Origin of the sequence: Kosakonia sp. S42, from assembly GCF_016624785.1 — a bacterium.
Taxonomy (GTDB): Bacteria; Pseudomonadota; Gammaproteobacteria; order Enterobacterales; family Enterobacteriaceae; genus Kosakonia; species Kosakonia cowanii.
In genome coordinates this window covers 338,150-358,072 of sequence record NZ_JACVTW010000002.1, presented here as the reverse complement: position 1 = coordinate 358,072, position 19,923 = coordinate 338,150, and the positions used below count along the sequence as shown (strand labels likewise).

Here is a 19,923-nt window from a genome sequence, read left to right as displayed (position 1 = left end):
GCTGGGCTTACAGCTTCCCTTCACAGCCGCAATCGTGGATGACTTTGCGTACCACCTCTTTCATGGCGGCTTTGGCCGGAACCATGTAGTGGCGCGGATCGCTGGCATTCGGCTGCGAGAGCAGGTACGCCTTAAGCGCGTCGGAAAAGGCGATTTTAAGTTCGGTGGCGACGTTGACCTTGCAGACACCAAGGCCGATAGCGCGGCGAATATCGGCCGCAGGCAGGCCGGAAGCGCCGTGTAACACCAGCGGAACCTCGACGGCCTGGCGAATCTCCGCCAGCCGATCGAAATCGAGCTTTGGCTCTTCACTGTAGAGGCCGTGCGCGGTACCGATCGCCACCGCAAGCGAGTCGATACCCGTCTTTTCGATAAAATCCTGCGCCTGCTGTGGATTGGTAAAGCGCGTGTCTTTGGCGTCGACGATCAGATCGTCCTCCTGGCCGCCAAGACGCCCTAACTCCGCCTCAACGCTGACGTCATAGCGATGGCAGAAGTCGGTAACGGCTTTTACCACTGTCACATTTTCCGCGTAAGGGAGATGCGAACCGTCGATCATCACCGAGCGCACCCCGGCGTGTACTTTGCGCTCGATATCGGCAAGCTCTTCATGGTGATCGAGGTGGATCGCCAGCGGTTGGTTGTAGGTTTTTGCCAGATCGGCGGCGATGGCAACAATATTGCCGATCCCGGCGTAGCTAAAGGTCCCTGGTGTACCCGCTACAATCAGCGGTGAGCGCAACTCGGCGGCGGTCTCAACGACAACCTGAAGCGTTTCAAGGTTATGGATATTAAAGGCAGGCACCGCGTAGCCTTCGCGCTGCGCCTTAGTGAGCATGGTTTTTGTTGAAATGATAAACATCCTGCCTCCGAACCCTTTCGTTTATTTTCTTCGAAAGAAGATATAGTCTTTCGGAACGCTTTTTTGTGATTTGAATCGTAAAAGCGAAACTTTCGAAAGGGAGGGAAAGAGAATGAAAGGCGGTAGGGGGCAAAAAAAAGCATGGCCGGAGCCATGCTAAGGGTGAGGTTTATACGTCTTCTTGCGGGGATCAGGTCACCGGCGCCGGGTTAAACACTGCCAGCTGGTTATGCAATCCCCATTGATCGGAAAAGGTTTTTTTACGCCCGCTGGCGACATCGAGAATAAAGTGGAACAGCTTCCAGCCCACCTCTTCAATGCTCTCTTCGCCGGTAGCGATGGTGCCCGCGTTAATATCCATCAAGTCATACCAGCGGTTTGCCAGCTCGGTACGGGTCGCCATTTTGATCACCGGTACCGCCATCAGCCCATAGGGCGTGCCGCGACCGGTGGTAAAGACCTGCACGGTAATGCCGGAGGCGACCTGTTGGGTGCCGCAGACGAAATCGCTGGCCGGTGTGGCGGCGTAGATCAGGCCGCGTTTAGTCGGGCGCTGGCCGGGGGAGAGCACTTCGGAGATCGCGCTCTTGCCTGATTTGGCAATCGAGCCCAGCGCTTTTTCCACCACGTTAGCCAGCCCGCCTTTTTTGTTGCCGGGCGACGGGTTAGCGCTGCGGTCGGTTTTGCCAAGATCGAGATAGTTATCGTACCAGGCCATCTCTTCCAGCAGGCGTTTGCCCACCTCTTCGTTAATCGCGCGCGGGGTGAGCAGGTGGATAGCGTCGCGCACTTCCGTCACTTCCGAGAACATCACCGTGCCGCCGCAGCGGATCAGCAGATCGGAAGCAAAGCCTACCGCCGGGTTAGCGGTCACGCCGGAGAAGGCGTCGCTGCCGCCACACTGCATGCCAACCACCAGTTCTGAAGCCGGGCAGGTTTCGCGTTTGCGCTGGTTGAGTTTGATCAGATGCCGCTCGGCGACCTGCAGAATATCATCCACCATTGAGCGGAAGCCCACATGGTGCTCATCCTGCAAACGCACAATGCTGGCGCCGTCAGCCGGGATCGCCTGCACATCATCCGTTCCCTGTAGCAGCCGCTCCGGCTGTAATTTTTCACAGCCGAGGCCAATCACCATCACTTCGCCGCCGAAGTTCGGGTTAAGGGAGATGTTGTGGATAGTGCGAATTGGGATCACCGCCGCCGGGGCGTTAATCGCCACGCCGCAGCCGTAAAGGTGATTAAGGCCGACCACGCCGTCGACATTGGGGTATTTTGTCAGCAGATCGCGTTCGATCAGCTTTACCACATAATCGACCACCCCGGCCACGCAGTGCACGCTGGTGGTTAAGCCGAGCAGGTTTTTCGTGCCGACGCTGCCATCCGCGTTACGGTAGCCTTCGAAGGTATACCCCTCCAGTGGCGGCAAAGGTTCGGGCACTTTGGTCGCCAGCGGCAGGGTGTTGAGCGGAGGGGCCGTCGGCAGCTCAACGAGGGATTCATCGATCCAGCTGCCGCGCGGGATCGGGCGCACGGCATAGCCGATCACTTCGCCATAGCGCACGATCTCGCCGTGATGAGGAATATCGACCAGCGCAACTTTATGCCCCTGCGGAATATGCTCAATCAACTCCAGACCATCCGGGAAGCGGGTACCGGCTTTTAAGCCGTTGTCGTTAACAATAATCGCGACATTATCGGTGTCGTGAACCTTAATATAAAACGCGCCAGGCATTTGCTCTCTTATTTCAATGTCGGACATTATTAATTTATCTCCCGCTCACTGTACGCTGCATCACTCACAATAGAGAAACCAGATCTTTACTCTGTAATTAATATCAGCAAGAAAAGTCTTGTTTACTGGAAATAAGAATGTCAGGAGTTCAATTATTAAAATGTGACGCATATCACTTATTAACGCCGGGCCGCACGCTGCGCGGCGGCATAATGCAAGAAGTGTGCATCAGCGCCCAGCTTTATGGGCATATGCTCAAAATAATCTTTTTAAATAGTTAAAAAATTGAGCAAGGTTACAATGTGTGCTCTCCCGGCGCTGTTTATACTGAGGGCTAATTAAATCTCTGTATCTGTTATCTGAATTAACTCTACGTCGTTAAATACCATCAGATAAACCACCCAAATAAATATATTTAAAAGTTAGCGGTGTCCGAGGAAATTAAAATGGCTATTGAACAAACCGTCGAAGCAAAACGGGCGATTCCTACCCGTTATTTAATTTTGCTGATTATATTTATTGTCACCGCAGTCAACTACGCTGACCGTGCCACACTCTCTATTGCCGGAACCGATGTTGCCAAAGAGCTACAACTCGATTCCGTCTCGATGGGTTACATCTTCTCCGCCTTCGGCTGGGCCTACCTGCTGATGCAGATCCCCGGCGGCTGGCTACTCGACCGCTTCGGCTCCAAACGCGTCTACACCTACAGCCTCTTTTTCTGGTCGCTCTTCACTTTCCTGCAAGGTTTTGTCGATCTATTCCCCCTCGCCTGGGCCGGGGTGTCGATGTTTATCATGCGCTTTATGCTCGGTTTTTCTGAAGCGCCCTCCTTCCCGGCAAATGCGCGCATCGTTGCGGCATGGTTTCCGGCGAAGGAGCGCGGCACCGCCTCGGCACTCTTCAACTCGGCGCAGTACTTCTCGCTGGCGCTCTTCTCGCCGCTGCTCGGCTGGCTGACCTACGCCTGGGGCTGGGAGCACGTCTTTACCGTCATGGGCGCGATCGGTTTTGTATTGACCTTTGCATGGGTGAAGTTTGTGCATAACCCAACCGACCATCCGCGTATGACCCGCGAAGAGCTGGAGTACATTGCGGCGAACGGCGCGGTGGTTGATATGGACCACAAAAAAGCGGGCGACGACAAGAAAGCCGGGCCGAAGCTCGATTACATCAAGCAGTTGCTGAGCAACCGTATGATGCTGGGCATCTTCTTTGGTCAGTACTTTCTCAACACCATTACCTGGTTCTTCCTCACCTGGTTTCCCATCTACCTGGTGCAGGAGAAGGGGATGTCGATCCTCAAAGTGGGCTTTGTGGCCTCCATTCCGGCGCTGTGCGGCTTTGTCGGCGGCGTGCTGGGCGGGCTCTTCTCCGATTACCTGATTAAACGTGGCTCATCCCTGACCGTGGCGCGTAAAGTGCCTATCGTGATGGGCATGCTGCTGGCCTCCAGCATTATCCTCTGTAACTACACCGACAACACCGCGCTGGTGGTCGCGCTGATGGCGCTGGCCTTCTTCGGCAAAGGTTTTGGTGCGCTCGGCTGGCCGGTGATTTCCGACGTCGCGCCAAAAGAGATTGTCGGCCTGTGCGGCGGCGTGTTTAACGTCTTTGGTAATGTGGCCTCTATCGCGACGCCGCTGGTTATCGGCTACATGGTAAAAGAGTTGCACTCCTTCAACGGTGCGCTGGTATTCGTCGGCTGTTCAGCCCTGATGATGATGGTCTGTTACCTGTTTGTCGTCGGCGACATCAAACGTATGGAACTGAAGAAATAAGCACCAACACATTTAAGGTACAAAAGATGACTAACGATATCTTCCCTAACAAATTCAAGGCCGCGCTGGCCGCGCAGCAGGTTCAGATTGGCTGCTGGTCTGCGCTGGGTAGCCATATCAGCACGGAAGTGCTCGGGCTGGCGGGTTTCGACTGGCTGCTGCTTGATGGCGAACACGCGCCCAATGACGTGCTCACTTTTGTACCGCAGCTGATGGCGCTCAAAGGCAGCGTCAGCGCGCCAGTTGTGCGCGTGCCGACCAACGATGCGGTGATCATCAAGCGCCTGCTCGATATCGGTTTCTATAACTTCCTGATTCCCTTCGTCGAGAGTGAAGAGGATGCGCTGCTGGCCGTAGCGGCGACCCGCTATCCGCCGGAAGGCATTCGCGGCGTCTCCGTATCGCACCGCGCCAATATGTTCGGCACCGTGCCGGACTACTTCCGCCAGTCCAACGCCAATATCTCCATTCTGGTGCAGATAGAGAGCCAGGCGGGCGTGGATAACCTCGACGCGATCCTCTCGACCGACGGCGTGGACGGCGTGTTTGTCGGGCCAAGTGACCTGGCGGCGACGCTCGGTTACCTCGGCAACGCTGCGCACCCGGAAGTGCAGCGCACCATTCAACATATTTTCGCCCGCGCGAAGGCGCACAACAAACCGAGCGGCATCCTGGCGCCGGTTGAGGCGGACGCGCGTCGTTACTTGGAGTGGGGCGCGACCGTGGTTGCCGTCGGCAGCGATCTGGGCGTATTCCGTGCGGCGACGCAGCGACTCGCCGACGCCTTTAAAAAATAACCTCACCACCTGAAAGAGAGAGACGCAATTATGACGATGAAAGTCGGTTTCATTGGCCTCGGCATCATGGGTAAACCCATGAGTAAAAACCTCATCAAAGCCGGTTACTCACTGGTGGTCGTCGACCGCAACAGTGACGCGGTGGGCGAGCTGGTCGCCGCCGGAGCAGAAACCGCGAGCAATGCCAAAGCCATCGCCGAGCAGTGTGATGTCATCATCACCATGCTGCCGAACTCGCCGCATGTCAAAGAGGTGGCGCTGGGTGAAGGCGGCATTATTGAAGGGGCGAGAGCGGGCACGGTGCTGATCGACATGAGCTCCATCGCACCGTTGGCAAGCCGTGAAATCAGCGAAGCACTGAAAGCGAAAGGTGTGGAGATGCTGGATGCGCCGGTCAGCGGCGGTGAACCCAAAGCGATCGACGGCACGCTCTCTGTGATGGTTGGCGGCGATAAAGCGGTGTTTGATAAGCACTACGACCTGATGAAAGCGATGGCGGGGTCGGTGGTACACACCGGTGATATCGGTGCGGGGAACGTCACCAAGCTGGCAAACCAGGTGATTGTGGCGCTTAACATTGCCGCGATGTCGGAAGCCTTAACCCTGGCGACGAAAGCGGGCGTTAACCCGGATCTGGTCTTCCAGGCGATCCGCGGCGGCCTTGCGGGCAGTACGGTGCTGGAGGCGAAAGCGCCGATGGTGATGGATCGCAACTTTAAACCGGGTTTCCGGATCGATCTGCATATCAAAGATCTGGCAAATGCGCTGGATACCTCGCACGGCGTGGGCGCGCAGCTGCCGCTGACCGCGGCGGTGATGGAGATGATGCAGGCGCTGCGCGCCGATGGCATGGGCACCTCCGATCACAGCGCGCTGGCGTGCTACTACGAGAAACTGGCGAAAGTCGAAGTCACTCGTTAATCAGAAAGGGCGCAGGCGCGCCCTTGCTTCTCTTGATATCCACTTCTGCAGGCTTTCTTTCGCGTGCAGGGTGACGTGCGCGGCTTGACCAGGCTCACCACTATGAAAATCGTAATCGCCCCAGACTCTTATAAAGAAAGCCTCTCTGCGACGCAGGTCGCGCAGGCAATAGAAAAAGGATTTCGGGAGATCTTTCCCGATGCGCACTATGTCTCTGTTCCTGTCGCGGATGGCGGTGAAGGTACCGTAGAGGCGATGATCGCCGCCACGCAGGGCACGATGCATACCGCCCGCGTGACTGGCCCGCTGGGCGAGCCGGTTGAAGCCTGCTGGGGAAGCTCGGGCGATGGCGCGACTGCTTTTATTGAGATGGCGGCGGCAAGCGGGCTGGCTCTGGTCGCGCCTCAATTACGTAATCCGTTAATTACCACGTCGCGCGGCACCGGGGAGCTTATTTTGCAGGCGCTGGATAAGGGGGCGAGCAACATTATCATCGGCATTGGCGGCAGCGCGACCAATGACGGCGGGGCCGGTATGGTGCAGGCACTGGGCGCGCGTCTTATGGATGCCAACGGCAAAGAGATTGGTCACGGCGGCGGAAGCCTGATCGGCCTTAATCAAATCGATCTCTCTGGCCTCGATCCGCGTTTGCAGAAGTGTACGATCCGCGTGGCCTGCGATGTGACCAACCCGCTCACCGGCGAGAGCGGCGCATCACGTATATTCGGCCCGCAAAAGGGCGCGACGGAAGCGATGATCATTGAGCTGGATCGCAGCCTCGATCACTTCGCCGAGGTGATCAAAAAAGATCTGCATATCGATGTGAAGTGCGTGCCGGGATCGGGCGCGGCGGGCGGTATGGGGGCAGCGATGATGGCGTTTCTCGGTGCGGAGTTGCGCAGTGGCATTGAGATTGTTACCCAGGCGCTTAATCTGGAGGAGCATATCCTCGACTGCACGCTGGTGGTGACGGGCGAAGGGCGCATCGATAGCCAGAGCATTCACGGCAAAGTGCCGGTGGGTGTGGCGCAGGTAGCGAAAAAATACCATAAGCCAGTGATTGGTATCGCCGGCAGTTTGACCAGCGATGTCGGCGTGGTGCATCAGTACGGTATCGACGCGGTGTTCAGTGTGTTGACCACGATTGGCACGCTGGAGGAGGCGTTTCGCGGCGCGTTTGACAACATTTACCGTGCCTCGCGAAATATCGCGGCGACGCTGGCGGTGGGAATGTCGACGGAAGGGTGACACGCGGGCGCAAACCCTCTATACTGCGCGCCGAAGCTGACCAGACAGTCGCCGCTTCGTCGTCGTCCTCTTCGGGGGAGACGGGCGGAGGGGAGGAAAGTCCGGGCTCCATAGGGCAGGGTGCCAGGTAACGCCTGGGAGGCGCAAGCCTACGACCAGTGCAACAGAGAGCAAACCGCCGATGGCCCGCGCAAGCGGGATCAGGTAAGGGTGAAAGGGTGCGGTAAGAGCGCACCGCGCGTCTGGCAACAGTTCGCGGCACGGTAAACTCCACCCGGAGCAAGGCCAAATAGGGGTTCACAAGGTACGGCCCGTACTGAACCCGGGTAGGCTGCTTGAGCCAGTGAGCGATTGCTGGCCTAGATGAATGACTGTCCACGACAGAACCCGGCTTATCGGTCAGTTTCACCTCTTAAAAAACCCCGCCTCGGCGGGGTTTTTGCTTTTCCGGGCCAACAACGACAGCTGACCCCGGCATTTACGTAGGCCGGATAAGGCGCGAGCCGCCATCCGGCGATGGGTGCAATGCCTGATGGCGCTACGCTTACCAGGCCTCCAGCCGACCTCGACACTGGGCTATTTTCACGCTCTCTAAGCTAATTCTGTCTAATTCATAAACAATTAATCGATCAACCTCGCGGCGAAACGCGCTAACCTGTCTGGCACATGTCTATTTTTTCGCCATGGGAGGCGTTGCTGTTATGGAACAAAAATCGATTTTGATTCTCCAGATGGGGAACGCCCCGCAGACTATGCGTGACGCGCACGGCGATGTGCCGCTCTGGTTTTGCCAACTGTTGGGATGTGAGCTTGATGATGTTGAGGTGATCCGCGTTTTCGAAGGCGAAGCGCTGCCGACCCCGGATCCGCGCCGGGCGGCGATCATCACCGGATCCTGGGCGATGGTCACGGACAGGTTGCCCTGGAGCGAGCAGACCGCCGCGTGGATCCGTGAGGCGATGGCGATGGAAATGCCGCTATTTGGCGTCTGCTATGGTCATCAACTGATGGCCTGGGCGCTGGGCGGTGATGTGCAGTACCACAAGGATGGCCGTGAAGCGGGGACCAAAACCGTTTATCTCAATGCCGCCGCCGCTCACGAACCGCTGCTTGCGCATCTTGAAGAGAGCTTTCCCGCCCACCTGACCCATCGACAGACGGTTACCCGTTTACCCATTGGCGCTACGGTGCTCGGTGCCTCGATTCACGATCCGCATCAGATCGTGCGTTACGGGCCGAATGCGTTTTCGGTGCAGTTTCACCCCGAAATGCGACCGGAGATCGCCACCGATCTGCTACGGCTTAACCGTCCCCATATCGAAAAAGAGGGTGGCGACACTGACAGCTTGATCGCAGGCGTCATACCCGCGCCGGGTGCGGCGGAGATTTTACGGCGGTTTATGCAGGAGGCGTTCAGGGAGGAGAGGGCGCTTTCACTGCGCGCGGCATCATAAAGGCAGGAACAGAACCCCGGCTTGCGCCGGGGCTGGCAATCAGGCGGCTTCTTCTTCCTCAGCAAGACGGACAACGGCTTCTTCGACGATCACTTCCAGTTCCGTCAGCATCTCTTCAAACCCGAACGCCTGGTTTGCGGCGGCGGAACTCTCCTGGCTCGTGGTGACACGATCGAACGAACTGTACATAGTGCGGATACTCATTTACTCACCTGATAAAAAATGTTCATTACACCGGTAAATCAACCAACAGCGCGCGAAGCGGCGTATCGGCGACCAGCGTGATAGTGGCTTCATCACGAATAAAAGCACCATCACCGCAGGTGAGGGCTTCTTGCTCTTTGTGATGGGTGACGGCATGCACCGTCCCGTGAATGGACTGCAGATAGGCTCGCGGTCCGTGTAATTCGATTTTCAGCTCTTCGCCTTTATTAAGCGAAATATGGTGCAGCCACACCTGCTGGCGCAGCTGCATGCTACCTTTATCGCCATCGGGCGAGGCCAGCAACTGGCAGGTACCATCAGCAAGGATCAGCTTCTGCACCGGCGCATTTTCCCGCTCCGGGCAGGCATCCAGCCATAGCTGCATGCGCGTAAGCGACTTGTCTTTACTCAGATTGTGCTCACTGTAACTGATACCTGGCTGGGTGGCGATAAGCAGCGCTTCACCCGCTTTTGCCTGCACATGGTGGCCTTCGCTGTCGCGGTACTCCGCTTCGCCTTCCAGAATCAGATTCAAAATATCCACTTTCGGGTAGGCGCGCGGCTGCAAAGAAGCCCCTGGTGCGAGCACTTCCTGGTTCAACACGCGCAGTGATGCATAACCCAGCAGTTTGGGATCAAAGTAGTGTCCAAAGGAGAAGGTGTAGCGGGCTTTAAGCCAGCCGAAATCAGCTTGTCCGCACTGTTTTGCCGTTCGGGTAGTAATCATTATTCTTGACCTCTCTTTACTTAAAACAATGTTAAAGGGATGGACGCTGCATTGTTAGCCAGATATTCTGCCCGGTATGTTCAAATTTCCTGAATGAGAACGCCTATGGCCAAAGAAAGGGCACTGACGCTGGAAGCACTGCGCGTGATGGATGCAATTGACCGCCGCGGGAGCTTTGCCGCCGCTGCGGATGAACTGGGGCGCGTCCCCTCCGCGCTCAGCTACACCATGCAAAAACTTGAAGAAGAGCTGGATGTGGTGCTGTTTGACCGCTCCGGTCACCGCACCAAATTCACCAATGTCGGGCGTATGCTGCTGGAGCGCGGGCGCGTTCTGCTGGAAGCGGCTGATAAGTTGACGACCGACGCCGAAGCGCTGGCGCGCGGTTGGGAAACCCATTTAACGCTGGTGACGGAAGCGCTGGTACCAACGGTAGAGCTGTTTCCGCTGGTGGAGAGGCTGGCGGCGAAAGCGACCACTCAGTTATCGATTATCACCGAAGTGCTGGCGGGAGCCTGGGAGCGGCTGGAGCAGGGGCGGGCGGATATTGTTATCGCGCCGGATATGCATTTTCGCTCCTCATCGGAGATCAACTCCCGCAAGCTCTATACCGTAATGAACGTCTATGTCGCCGCGCCGCAGCACCCGATTCATCAGGAGCCGGAACCACTCTCTGAAGTGACGCGCGTGAAGTACCGCGGTGTGGCGGTAGCAGATACCGCCCGCGAACGCCCGGTGCTTACGGTTCAGCTGCTGGATAAACAGCCGAGGCTGACGGTCAGTACAATTGAAGATAAACGCCAGGCGCTACTCGCCGGGCTGGGCGTCGCCACCATGCCCTATCCGCTGGTTGAGCGTGATATTGCGGAGGGCCGCCTGCGCGTGGTCAGCCCGGAATACACCAGCGAGGTGGATATTATTATGGCCTGGCGCCGCGACAGCATGGGCGAGGGGAAATCGTGGTGTCTGCGTGAGATCCCCAAGCTTTTTGCCGGTAAATAACGCTACGCGCCGCGCTCGGTCGCCTGGACCGTTTGCGGGAAGGGCTGCGGTTCCGGGCCGAACTCGTTCTCCTGCGGCGTGCCGCGCTGGCTATAGAAGGCGAGCAGCACCAGCGAGCCAAACAGCGGAATAATCATCAGCAGCAGCCAGCGCCAGCTGCGGTTGGTGTCATGCAGGCGACGCACCTGTACCGCCAGCGTCGGTACCAGCATCAGCAGGGCGTAAACAAGGCTTAAGATGTGGTGCCAGCCCACGATACGATCAATCACATTCAGCACGCCGAACAGAATGATGTTAACGAGTGTGAACATCCAGAATTCGCGGCGATGGGCGCGTCCGTGGAAAGTGGCGTAATTACGAAGTACCCAGAAATACCAGTCCATTTTTACCTCGGTCAACGGTCAATCCGTTGTTTTAACAACGATAAGAGTAAGAATAGACGGCAAATTTACAAAGGGATAAGTCGGGCGGGGAATTATTTGGGCGCGATGTGACGCGCCCGAAAGTTCAGGAAAAACGGCTGTCACGACCGTGCGGTTCATCAAGATCCTGCCACGGGCCGATGGAGATAATCCCCGTCGGGTTCAGCGTCTTATGGCTGCGATAGTAGTGATTGCGGATATGCGCGAAATCAACCGTCTCGGCGATACCCGGCATCTGGTAGAGGTCGCGCAGGAAGCCATGCAGGTTGAGGTAATCACTGATGCGGCGCTTATCGCATTTAAAGTGCGTCACATAGACCGGATCGAAGCGCACCAGCGTTGTCCATAAACGGATATCCGCTTCGGTCAGGCGATCGCCCGTCAAGTAGCGGTGCCGTCCAAGGATCTGCTCCAGGCGCTCCAGTGCACTAAACACCCCGGTTACCGCTTCATCATAGGCCTGCTGGCTGGTGGCGAAACCGGCTTTGTAAACGCCGTTATTCACATTGTCGTAGATCCAGCCATTCAGCTCGTCAATCTTCTCGCGCAGTTCAGGCGGGTAGTAATCCCCGGCTTTAGCACCCAGCCCGTCAAATGCGGTATTGAACATGCGAATAATATCCGCCGATTCATTGCTGACGATGGTGTGATTCTTCTTATCCCACACCACAGGCACTGTTACGCGGCCGGTATAGTGCGGATCGGCATGCAGATAGAGTTGATAGAGAAACTCATGCTGATAGAGGGTATCGCCCGTCGCGGCGGGAAAATCATCGCCAAAGGTCCAGCCATTTTCCAGCATCAGCGGATGCACCACCGAAACCGGTAAAAAAGGCTCGAGGCCTTTCAGCTTACGTAAAATCAGCGTGCGGTGTGCCCAGGGGCAGGCGAGCGAAACATAGAGATGGTAGCGATCTTTTTCAGCGGCAAACCCGCCTTCGCCAGAGGGGCCGGCAGCGCCATCGGCGGTCAGCCAGTTGCGAAACGCCGATTCTGAACGTTTAAAGCGCCCGCCGGTGGATTTGGTGTCATACCAGGTGTCGTGCCAGACGCCGTCAATCAGTTGTCCCATTGCTGCTTCTCCTTCTGATAGCAAAAAGCGAGGAGTGAACTCCTCGCTTTGGTGTATTCAGTCAGTATAGAGCGCTTACCACTTTTTATTCAGTACGCGGTCGATGCTGAACGCGCCCGGACCGGTGATGCCCAGCAGCAGGTAGCCGCCAGCGATGGTCAGGTTTTTCATGAACATAATGGAGTTCGCGCCTTCCGCAAAGTTGTTGTGGAAGATAAACGCCGTCAGCAGCGTAAAGCCGGCGGTGAACAGCGCGGTGGTGCGGGTCAGGAAGCCGAACAGAATGGCCAGACCGCCGCCAAACTCAAGCAGGATGGTCAGCGGCAGAAAGAAGCCCGGTACGCCCATCGATTCCATATATTGCTGAGTACCTGCATAACCGGTGATTTTGCCCCAGCCTGCAACGATAAACAGGATCGGCATCAGGATACGAGCAACCAGGAAACCAACATCTTCTAATTTTTTCATCTTTCTCTCCAGGAACCGCATAGGCGCTATGCAGTAAAAATTGTGTAAGAAACGGCGTATGCCGTGGGCTTGCAGTTGATGGAGAGGATATTAATCGCGGAGAGAAAATATTGTTAGCTAGGAAAACTGTCGAAATCTTTCAAAAAAATTGCCTAAGCACAAAAGCAAACGGGCGATCCCAGGATCGCCCGTGTTAGCAAGCAAGTGACGCTTTAGCGCTGCGCATTAACGGTGGATTTCACCAGCCGCCACATGCTCCAGGCACCGAAACCGCGTCTGGCCCAGCGCACCAGCATATTAGGATGGCGAACGCTCCAGATAGCCATTGCGCTACTGCCTACCAGCGCCCATGAGCGCAGGCTTAACAGCGTGTTCCAGCCGCGATCGTAAGCACCGGTGGCTTCAAGCCAGTCCCGGCGCCCGGCGGTGAGATCCAGACGTTGCTGCTGGATCATGCTGAGCAATTGCGCTTTACGCTTCAGACGTTCGGCTTTGCTGCTCACGATTTATCGTCCTCCAGCAAGGCGCGATCGTTCGACAACTCCTGGCGTGTGTGACGCAGCAGTGTCGAGGCCCGCGCTTTACGCAGTGTCGAAATGCCGCCTATCAGCGCCAGCACCAGTAACACTACGGTGGTTGCAATCATCACATTCAAGCGATATTGCGGATCGACGGCCCAAATAATTAGCACCATCAGACTCATCAGGCCAAATGCGGCGAAAAGCATGGTCAGCCCCACCATCAGGAGCAGCTGGAATAAGTTGGCTTTCTCTTCTTCAAGCTCAACAACCGCCAGCCGCAGGCGGGTCTCAACCATTTCAACCAGAATGGTCAGCATACGCTGACCAATCCCGAGCGCGCTTTTGCCAGGCCCTTGCGCGTATCGTGAATCCGCCATATCAGCGACGCGACATCAGAACGCCTAACACCACGCCGATTGCGGCGCCGATGCCAACGCTGGCCCACGGATTGTCACGCACGTACTCATCGGTACGGGCAGCGGCTTCGCGGGTCTGACGAGCAATAACATCGCCGGTATCGCCCAGGCGGTCGCGGCTGTTACGCAGCGCTTTTTCCGCTTTGGTACGCAGCTTGCTCAGCTCTTCTTTCGATTTTTCACCAGAATTACCCAGCACTTCTTCCAGGGTGTCCGCCAGCGATTTCAACTCAGCGCGCAGATGGTCAGCATTATCTTTCGACATAATTCTCTCCAGGTGAGTGTGTGGTCATTTCCATTTAATCAGTAGTCACGCGCTTCAAGAGATTTCAGCTCCTGCTGAGCCTCTTTCAGCTTGTGCTCTCGCTTGTGAATCTTGTCCGCATCGCCTTTCTCTTTCGCTTCGCTCAGGTCACGACGGCGCTCGGCAATCTCTTCTTTCTGTTCAGCGATTTTCTTTTGATGCGCAGCGCGCAGCTTCTCATCAGAACAGCTGGCGCGAACTTCGCGCAGGGCTTTGTTCAACCCGTCAATACGGCTCTGATTGTTATGCTTTTCGGCATAGCTGATTTCGCGTTGGATCTCATGCTCTTTTTCCTGACACGGTGAAGCAGCATGGGAAAGAGCGCTAACGGAAAAAAGAGCCAGCGCCATAGCGATGCGGTTTTTCATAATCGATAACCTTCCGTTGTTAGCTGGCGAAACAGGGTACGCCAGCATCCAGTTACGTAATGTGAACCCTGGTCCCGTTACTCAAGCATAGTTAAGTAACGGCTAAACACCAAAGTTAGTGAAAAGATTCAGAATCCTGGAGAGGTTAGCCGAATCTGAGTGTGCTGTTGCGCAGGCGGTTAAGCCACGCAGAAGTTTGGGTGTCGGCATCATCCTGAGCGGCAATGACATACCCCTGGGGGAGAGTGCGATCCAGCACGGCCTTGGCGGCGGCGCTCTGCTCGCTGGAGTCGAATTTAATCAGCAGGGTGTCATCCTGCGGGGTGATGCTTTTAAAGTGAATGCCGTTGGCGTCGAGATGATGCCAGATGGAGAAACCATCCGGCACGGTAATGTTTTGCGTCAGCGGGCGGATCGCAAGCGTCGACTCGCGATTTTGCACCGCCGTCCAGGCGAGAAACAGCACGCAAAAGAGCGCCGCAGCAGTGAGGCTTGTAAATACCCAGCGCAGAAAAGGCGCACGCAGTTCCATTGTCTTTTAGCTCCGATTGCTATGTTTTTTCTTCCACAACACCACCAGTGAGCCAACCAGGCCAATCACCAGCAGCACCACCGGAAGCAGCATCAAACAGGACATCAACGCATCTTCATACTTTTTAAACACCGGCGTGATGCCCAACAGGTAACCCAGCGTTGTCAGGATCAGCACCCACAGCAGGCCGCTCATCCAGTTGAAAAATTGAAAACGCGTATTGCTCAGACCAGAGAGTCCGGCAATAGTTGGCAGCAACGTGCGAACAAATGCGATAAAGCGCCCAACTAACAGCGCCGACAGCCCATGTTTATGGAACAGATGGTGCGCGCGCTGGTGGTAGTGGGCTGGAAGATGAGAGAGCCATTTCTGCACCAGCCGCGTATTGCCAAGCCAGCGCCCCTGAATGTAGCTCAGCCAGCAGCCGGTACTCGCAGCGACGGTAAGCAGTAACAGAGTTTGCGGAAAGCCCAGCGCACCTTTGGCAATCAATACGCCAACCAGCACCAGCAGGCTATCACCGGGCAGAAACGCCGCCGGCAGCAAACCGTTTTCCAGAAATAAAATGACAAATAAAACGAAATAGAGCATGCCGATCATGCCAGGCTGCGACAGCGTCTCAAAATCCTGGCTCCAAAGGGCGTGAAGTAACTGGCTTAAAAGTTCCATTCGGTGTTCCTGGTACATCGGTTTACGTCACGTCTGCTACGTACGAAACAGCACGGCGATACGTTCTCATACATTATGGTCGCTCGTGGCACATCCGGTGCAGGGGTCATCCTGGTGAGGCGCTGTGAGCAAGCGCTGACTCACACAGAAGCGAAATGCATCCAATTGTAACAAAGGCTGAGGTAATGCGTCAGTCAGAAAAGCGCTCAGAAGTGATTTTGCCGGGGGAAGGCGGAAAGAGGCGAGGGTATTTACACACGCTGACACTCTATACTTTTCACTTACCCAAAATTCTTACAGGCGCGGTGTAAGTGCGCGCCTGCAGAGGATTTTTTATTTCGTGCCGTTAGCCGCCGTATCGAGATGAACGACCGGGTTGTCGGCGAAGAGGTAGCGGTCGGCATTGAACTCAAAGTCGTCGCTGGTTTCGTTAAAAAGCATCTGTTTGGTGTTCTCCAGGTGCTGCCACATCGCCAGCTTCGCGCCGTGGGGATCTTTACGGATCAGCGCTTTCAGAATCTGGTCATGATCGTCGCACCAGTTATCAACGGTGCGCAGGTCGATATGGTCGTGCAGTTTCTTCCAGTAGGGGTTGTGCACGCGCTGCGTCCACATCTTTTCAACGATAGCGGCCAGGGCCGTATTCTGCGTTGCCAGCGCCACCTGTACGTGGAACTGCAAATCCCATTCGGAGTCACGAAAGCACTTCTCTTTGCGCGCTTTGTCCTGGATCTCCATCAGCTTCATGATGTCCTGCTTCGTCACCTGCGTAGCAGCAAACTCCGCGATATTGCTCTCAATCAGCTGGCGCGCCTGCAGCAGCTCAAAAGGACCGTAGCTGGCGAACTCAAGATTCTCATCCGGCGCTTGTGTATGGCGCGCCTGGTTGGAGATGACGTGAATGCCGGAGCCTTTACGCACTTCGACATACCCCTCCACTTCGAGCATGATGATCGCTTCACGCACCACGGTCCGGCTGACGCTTTTCTCATCGGCGATAAAGCGTTCGGCGGGCAGCTTCTCTCCCACAAGATAAACGCCTTGCTCAATCCGGCTTTTAAGCTCGGCGGCAAGTTGCTGGTAGAGACGTCGTGGTTCGGAGATTTCCATACAGGCTCCAGAGGAGAGGGCAATAATGGGATTTGTTATACCACTTTTAGCGCCTTCTCACCATTGTCAATAACGAAAAAGCCGCCCTCAGGCGGCTTTAAATAGTTTTAAAAAAAGCGGGGCTAACTTTGTGCGGCGGGCGAGCCGACAGCCTGCTCTTTTGCTACCTCTTCGGCAGATTTGTTTTTCAGCACCGTCCAGATGAGCACCGCGCCCATCAGGTCAAACAGCGCCAGTACCGCAAACAGCGGGCTAAAGCCGATGGTATCTGCCAGCGCACCCACGACCAGGGCAAACATGGTGCTTGCCATCCATGCTGCCATCCCGGTCAGGCCGTTGGCAGTTGCTACTTCGTTACGACCAAATACGTCAGAAGAGAGCGTAATCAGCGCGCCGGAGAGAGATTGGTGCGCAAAGCCGCCGATACAGAGCAGGCCAATCGCCACATACGGGCTGGTGAAGAGACCAATCATGCCTGGGCCAATCATCAGCAGCGCGCCCATGGTGACCACCATTTTACGCGAGACAATCAGGTTCACGCCGAAGATGCGCTGGAACAGCGGCGGCAGATAACCGCCCACGATACAACCGAGATCCGCGAACAGCATCGGCATCCAGGCGAACATCGCAATCTCTTTCAGGTTAAAGCCATACACTTTGAACATGAACAGCGGGATCCAGGCGTTAAAAGTACCCCAGGCTGGTTCAGCCAGAAAACGCGGCAGCGCGATACCCCAGAACTGGCGGGTGCCAAGGATCTGGCGAACGGACATTTTCTTGCCGTTGTTGGTCTGGTGCTGTGCTTCCTGACCGCCAATGATGTATTCACGCTCCTCTTCGCTCAATTTTTTCTGATCGCGCGGGTGCTTATAGAAGATGAGCCAGGCCATCGCCCAGATAAAGCTCAGTACGCCAGAGATAACGAACGCCATCTCCCAGCTGTGCATAACGATTGCCCATACCACCAGCGGCGGCGCAATCATCGCGCCAATCGATGAACCGACGTTGAAGTAGCCGACGGCGATGGAGCGCTCTTTTGCCGGGAACCATTCGGAAGCCGCTTTCAGGCCTGCCGGGATCATCGCCGCTTCAGCTGCGCCCACGGCGCCGCGTGCCAGTGCCAGACCGCCCCAACTGCCTGCCAGTGCGGTCGCGCCGCAGAAGATAGCCCAGGTAATTGCGAAGAAGGCGTAACCAATTTTGGTGCCCAGAATGTCGAGGACGTAGCCCGCAACCGGCTGCATGATGGTGTAGGCCGCGGAATAGGCCGCGATGATATACGAATATTGCTGAGTCGAGATGTGCAACTCTTCCATCAACGTCGGAGCGGCTGCCGCTATGGTGTTACGTGTCAGGTAGCCAAGCACGGTGCCGACCGTCACCAGCGCTATCATGTACCAACGTAATCCTTTGATTTTACGCATGTAAACCTCATCGTTATGTTATTACCGCTTGCGCGGACACCCTTCGCTCGCATCGGAGGGTGGAAACGGGAGGGCGTAACCGGAAAGAGGTTCCGCTACGGCCCAAGCCTGCCATCAGTAAACGTTCTGTTTGTAAGTCGGCGTCCGTACCGTTAATTCCGATTAACGTCTTATCGGGAATGCATTCCGTCGGGTTATCAATTCGACGGCAGCAAGATAACTTGTCATACAACTTGAAAAGGTGAGTGACATCACAAAAGTGTTTTTCTTTGTGTGGTCTTTAACTTAGGCGCGGAGAGCCAGATTTGGCGCGGCCTGGCGGGTGGTTTAACCAATTAGCGTGTCAGTTTTTGTCTGCTTTTATTGATCCAACTCACGAAAATACCTTCGGTCTATAGAAATTGGTGTGATAACTTTGACAGCATTAAGGTAGACATCAGACGCACTCGTTGAGAGGAAGACGATAATGACCCCGTTTATGACCGAAGATTTCCTGCTAGATACCGAATTTGCCCGCCGTCTGTACCACGACTACGCCAAAGACCAGCCGATTTTCGACTACCACTGCCACCTGCCGCCGCAGCAGATCGCGGAAGATTACCGTTTCAAAAACTTGTATGACATCTGGTTGAAAGGTGACCACTACAAGTGGCGTGCGATGCGCACTAACGGCGTGCCGGAGCGTCTCTGTACCGGCGATGCGTCGGATCGTGAGAAGTTTGACGCCTGGGCGGCGACCGTACCGCACACTATCGGCAACCCGTTATACCACTGGACACATCTTGAGCTGCGCCGCCCGTTTGGTATTACAGGTAAGCTGTTGTCGCCTGCAACGGCTGATGAGATCTGGGAGCGTGGTAACGCACTGCTGGCGCAGGATAGCTTCTCCGCGCGCGGCATCATGCAGCAGATGAACGTCAAAATGGTCGGCACCACCGATGACCCGATTGACTCCCTGGAGCACCACGCGGCAATCGCCAAAGAGACGACTTTCAGCACCAAAGTTCTGCCGAGCTGGCGTCCGGACAAAGCCTTCAACATTGAACAGGCGACCTTTAACGACTATATGGCGAAACTGGGTGAAGTCTCTGGTACCGAGATCCGCCGCTTTACCGATCTGCAAACCGCGCTGACCAAACGCCTCGATCACTTTGCCGCGCACGGCTGTAAAGTCTCTGACCACGCGCTGGACGTGGTGCTGTTTGCCGAAGCATCTGAATCAGAGCTGGACGCCATTCTGGCGCGTCGCCTGGCGGGTGAAACGCTGAGCGAAAAAGAGGTGGCGCAGTTTAAAACTGCGGTGCTGGTATGGCTCGGCGCGGAGTATGCCCGTCGCGAATGGGTGCAGCAGTATCACATTGGCGCGCTGCGTAATAACAACCAGCGTCAGTTCAAGCTGCTCGGCCCGGATGTCGGCTTCGACTCCATTAACGACCGTCCGCTGGCGGAAGAGCTATCTAAACTGCTGAGTAAGCAGAATGAAGATAACCTGCTGCCGAAAACCATCCTTTACTGCCTGAACCCGCGCGATAACGAAGTGCTGGGTACGATGATCGGTAACTTCCAGGGTGAAGGCATGCCGGGCAAAATGCAGTTCGGCTCCGGCTGGTGGTTTAACGATCAGAAAGATGGCATGGAGCGTCAGATGACCCAGCTTGCGCAGCTTGGCCTGCTGAGCCGCTTTGTCGGCATGCTGACCGACAGCCGCAGCTTCCTCTCCTATACCCGTCATGAATATTTCCGCCGCATCCTCTGCCAGATGATTGGCCGCTGGGTGGAAGCGGGCGAAGCCCCGGCTGACATTCAGCTGCTGGGTGAAATGGTGAAAAACATCTGCTTTAACAATGCGCGTGATTACTTCGCGATTGAACTGAACTAGGGCCGTT

General features: G+C 56.0%; 22 protein-coding genes and 1 other RNA gene. 8 read left to right on the top strand and 15 right to left on the bottom strand.

Annotated features, from left to right (window positions below):
* Window positions 1-7 precede the first annotated feature (7 nt).
* Together IAE50_RS05065 and garD are read right to left on the bottom strand one after the other, a co-directional pair.
* Complete coding sequence (locus IAE50_RS05065; RefSeq protein ID WP_200579731.1) at window positions 8-862, bottom strand: tagatose bisphosphate family class II aldolase; 855 nt, start codon at window positions 860-862, stop codon at window positions 8-10.
* A 190-nt stretch (window positions 863-1,052) separates the two neighbouring features.
* Window positions 1,053-2,624: a galactarate dehydratase gene (gene garD, locus IAE50_RS05060; RefSeq protein WP_200579730.1), complete on the bottom strand. Its 1,572-nt coding sequence runs from the start codon at window positions 2,622-2,624 to the stop codon at window positions 1,053-1,055.
* Between the two features lie 419 nt (window positions 2,625-3,043).
* Between garD and IAE50_RS05055 the strand changes: the two genes are divergently transcribed.
* The 6 genes from IAE50_RS05055 to IAE50_RS05030 all read left to right on the top strand — a co-directional run bounded on the left by IAE50_RS05055 (window position 3,044) and on the right by IAE50_RS05030 (window position 8,798).
* Entirely contained in the window at window positions 3,044-4,378 is a 1,335-nt protein-coding gene (locus IAE50_RS05055) for an MFS transporter (protein WP_200579729.1), read from the top strand.
* Window positions 4,379-4,404: 26 nt separating this feature from the next.
* The gene (gene garL / locus IAE50_RS05050) at window positions 4,405-5,175 is read left to right on the top strand and encodes a 2-dehydro-3-deoxyglucarate aldolase (RefSeq protein ID WP_023480795.1); all 771 of its coding nucleotides are present in this window, start codon (window positions 4,405-4,407) and stop codon (window positions 5,173-5,175) included.
* Window positions 5,176-5,205: 30 nt separating this feature from the next.
* The gene (gene garR, locus IAE50_RS05045) at window positions 5,206-6,096 is read left to right on the top strand and encodes a 2-hydroxy-3-oxopropionate reductase (RefSeq protein ID WP_023480910.1); all 891 of its coding nucleotides are present in this window, start codon (window positions 5,206-5,208) and stop codon (window positions 6,094-6,096) included.
* Window positions 6,097-6,198: 102 nt separating this feature from the next.
* Window positions 6,199-7,344, top strand: a complete 1,146-nt coding sequence (garK, locus tag IAE50_RS05040; RefSeq protein ID WP_200579728.1) for a glycerate 2-kinase — start codon at window positions 6,199-6,201, stop codon at window positions 7,342-7,344.
* A gap of 32 nt (window positions 7,345-7,376) precedes the next feature.
* Window positions 7,377-7,755, top strand: an RNA gene (gene rnpB, locus IAE50_RS05035) — RNase P RNA component class A.
* Window positions 7,756-8,045: 290 nt separating this feature from the next.
* Window positions 8,046-8,798, top strand: coding sequence for a glutamine amidotransferase (locus IAE50_RS05030; protein WP_200134846.1), 753 nt, complete (start codon window positions 8,046-8,048; stop codon window positions 8,796-8,798).
* A gap of 39 nt (window positions 8,799-8,837) precedes the next feature.
* On the opposite strand, the gene IAE50_RS05025 is transcribed toward IAE50_RS05030, so the two are convergent.
* Window positions 8,838-9,002: a hypothetical protein gene (locus IAE50_RS05025; protein ID WP_023480931.1), complete on the bottom strand. Its 165-nt coding sequence runs from the start codon at window positions 9,000-9,002 to the stop codon at window positions 8,838-8,840.
* Between the two features lie 25 nt (window positions 9,003-9,027).
* The gene (locus tag IAE50_RS05020; protein ID WP_200579727.1) at window positions 9,028-9,729 is read right to left on the bottom strand and encodes a pirin family protein; all 702 of its coding nucleotides are present in this window, start codon (window positions 9,727-9,729) and stop codon (window positions 9,028-9,030) included.
* A gap of 105 nt (window positions 9,730-9,834) precedes the next feature.
* Here IAE50_RS05020 and IAE50_RS05015 point away from each other — a divergent pair, with 105 nt between their 5' ends.
* Complete coding sequence (locus tag IAE50_RS05015) at window positions 9,835-10,731, top strand: LysR family transcriptional regulator (protein WP_042715458.1); 897 nt, start codon at window positions 9,835-9,837, stop codon at window positions 10,729-10,731.
* 2 nt (window positions 10,732-10,733) lie between these two features.
* Here IAE50_RS05015 and IAE50_RS05010 read toward each other — a convergent pair whose 3' ends face one another.
* The 11 genes from IAE50_RS05010 to IAE50_RS04960 all read right to left on the bottom strand — a co-directional run bounded on the left by IAE50_RS05010 (window position 10,734) and on the right by IAE50_RS04960 (window position 18,037).
* Complete coding sequence (locus tag IAE50_RS05010; RefSeq protein ID WP_042715499.1) at window positions 10,734-11,114, bottom strand: DUF805 domain-containing protein; 381 nt, start codon at window positions 11,112-11,114, stop codon at window positions 10,734-10,736.
* A gap of 124 nt (window positions 11,115-11,238) precedes the next feature.
* A complete protein-coding gene (locus IAE50_RS05005; RefSeq protein ID WP_054802993.1) occupies window positions 11,239-12,225 on the bottom strand; it encodes a glutathione S-transferase family protein in 987 nt (328 codons plus the stop codon).
* Window positions 12,226-12,300: 75 nt separating this feature from the next.
* Window positions 12,301-12,693: a DoxX family protein gene (locus IAE50_RS05000; protein WP_023480714.1), complete on the bottom strand. Its 393-nt coding sequence runs from the start codon at window positions 12,691-12,693 to the stop codon at window positions 12,301-12,303.
* Window positions 12,694-12,905: 212 nt separating this feature from the next.
* Window positions 12,906-13,196, bottom strand: a complete 291-nt coding sequence (locus tag IAE50_RS04995) for a YqjK-like family protein (protein ID WP_042715463.1) — start codon at window positions 13,194-13,196, stop codon at window positions 12,906-12,908.
* A complete protein-coding gene (locus IAE50_RS04990; protein ID WP_034813644.1) occupies window positions 13,193-13,591 on the bottom strand; it encodes a phage holin family protein in 399 nt (132 codons plus the stop codon). The genes IAE50_RS04995 and IAE50_RS04990 overlap by 4 nt, the downstream gene beginning before the upstream one ends.
* 1 nt (window position 13,592) lies before the next feature.
* The gene (locus IAE50_RS04985; protein WP_023480772.1) at window positions 13,593-13,895 is read right to left on the bottom strand and encodes a YqjD family protein; all 303 of its coding nucleotides are present in this window, start codon (window positions 13,893-13,895) and stop codon (window positions 13,593-13,595) included.
* 38 nt (window positions 13,896-13,933) lie between these two features.
* Entirely contained in the window at window positions 13,934-14,302 is a 369-nt protein-coding gene (locus tag IAE50_RS04980; protein WP_042715465.1) for a DUF1090 domain-containing protein, read from the bottom strand.
* A gap of 145 nt (window positions 14,303-14,447) precedes the next feature.
* On the bottom strand, window positions 14,448-14,834 hold the full coding sequence (gene mzrA / locus IAE50_RS04975; protein ID WP_200579726.1) for an EnvZ/OmpR regulon moderator MzrA: 387 nt from the start codon (window positions 14,832-14,834) through the stop codon (window positions 14,448-14,450).
* 6 nt (window positions 14,835-14,840) lie between these two features.
* Window positions 14,841-15,503 (bottom strand): DedA family general envelope maintenance protein YqjA, encoded by a 663-nt coding sequence (gene yqjA, locus IAE50_RS04970; RefSeq protein WP_042715467.1) that lies wholly within the window; start codon window positions 15,501-15,503, stop codon window positions 14,841-14,843.
* Between the two features lie 333 nt (window positions 15,504-15,836).
* Complete coding sequence (gene exuR / locus IAE50_RS04965; protein WP_042715469.1) at window positions 15,837-16,613, bottom strand: transcriptional regulator ExuR; 777 nt, start codon at window positions 16,611-16,613, stop codon at window positions 15,837-15,839.
* Window positions 16,614-16,735: 122 nt separating this feature from the next.
* A complete protein-coding gene (locus IAE50_RS04960) occupies window positions 16,736-18,037 on the bottom strand; it encodes an MFS transporter (RefSeq protein ID WP_042715470.1) in 1,302 nt (433 codons plus the stop codon).
* Window positions 18,038-18,503: 466 nt separating this feature from the next.
* Between IAE50_RS04960 and uxaC the strand changes: the two genes are divergently transcribed.
* Entirely contained in the window at window positions 18,504-19,916 is a 1,413-nt protein-coding gene (gene uxaC / locus IAE50_RS04955; RefSeq protein WP_200579725.1) for a glucuronate isomerase, read from the top strand.
* Window positions 19,917-19,923: the final 7 nt, after the last annotated feature.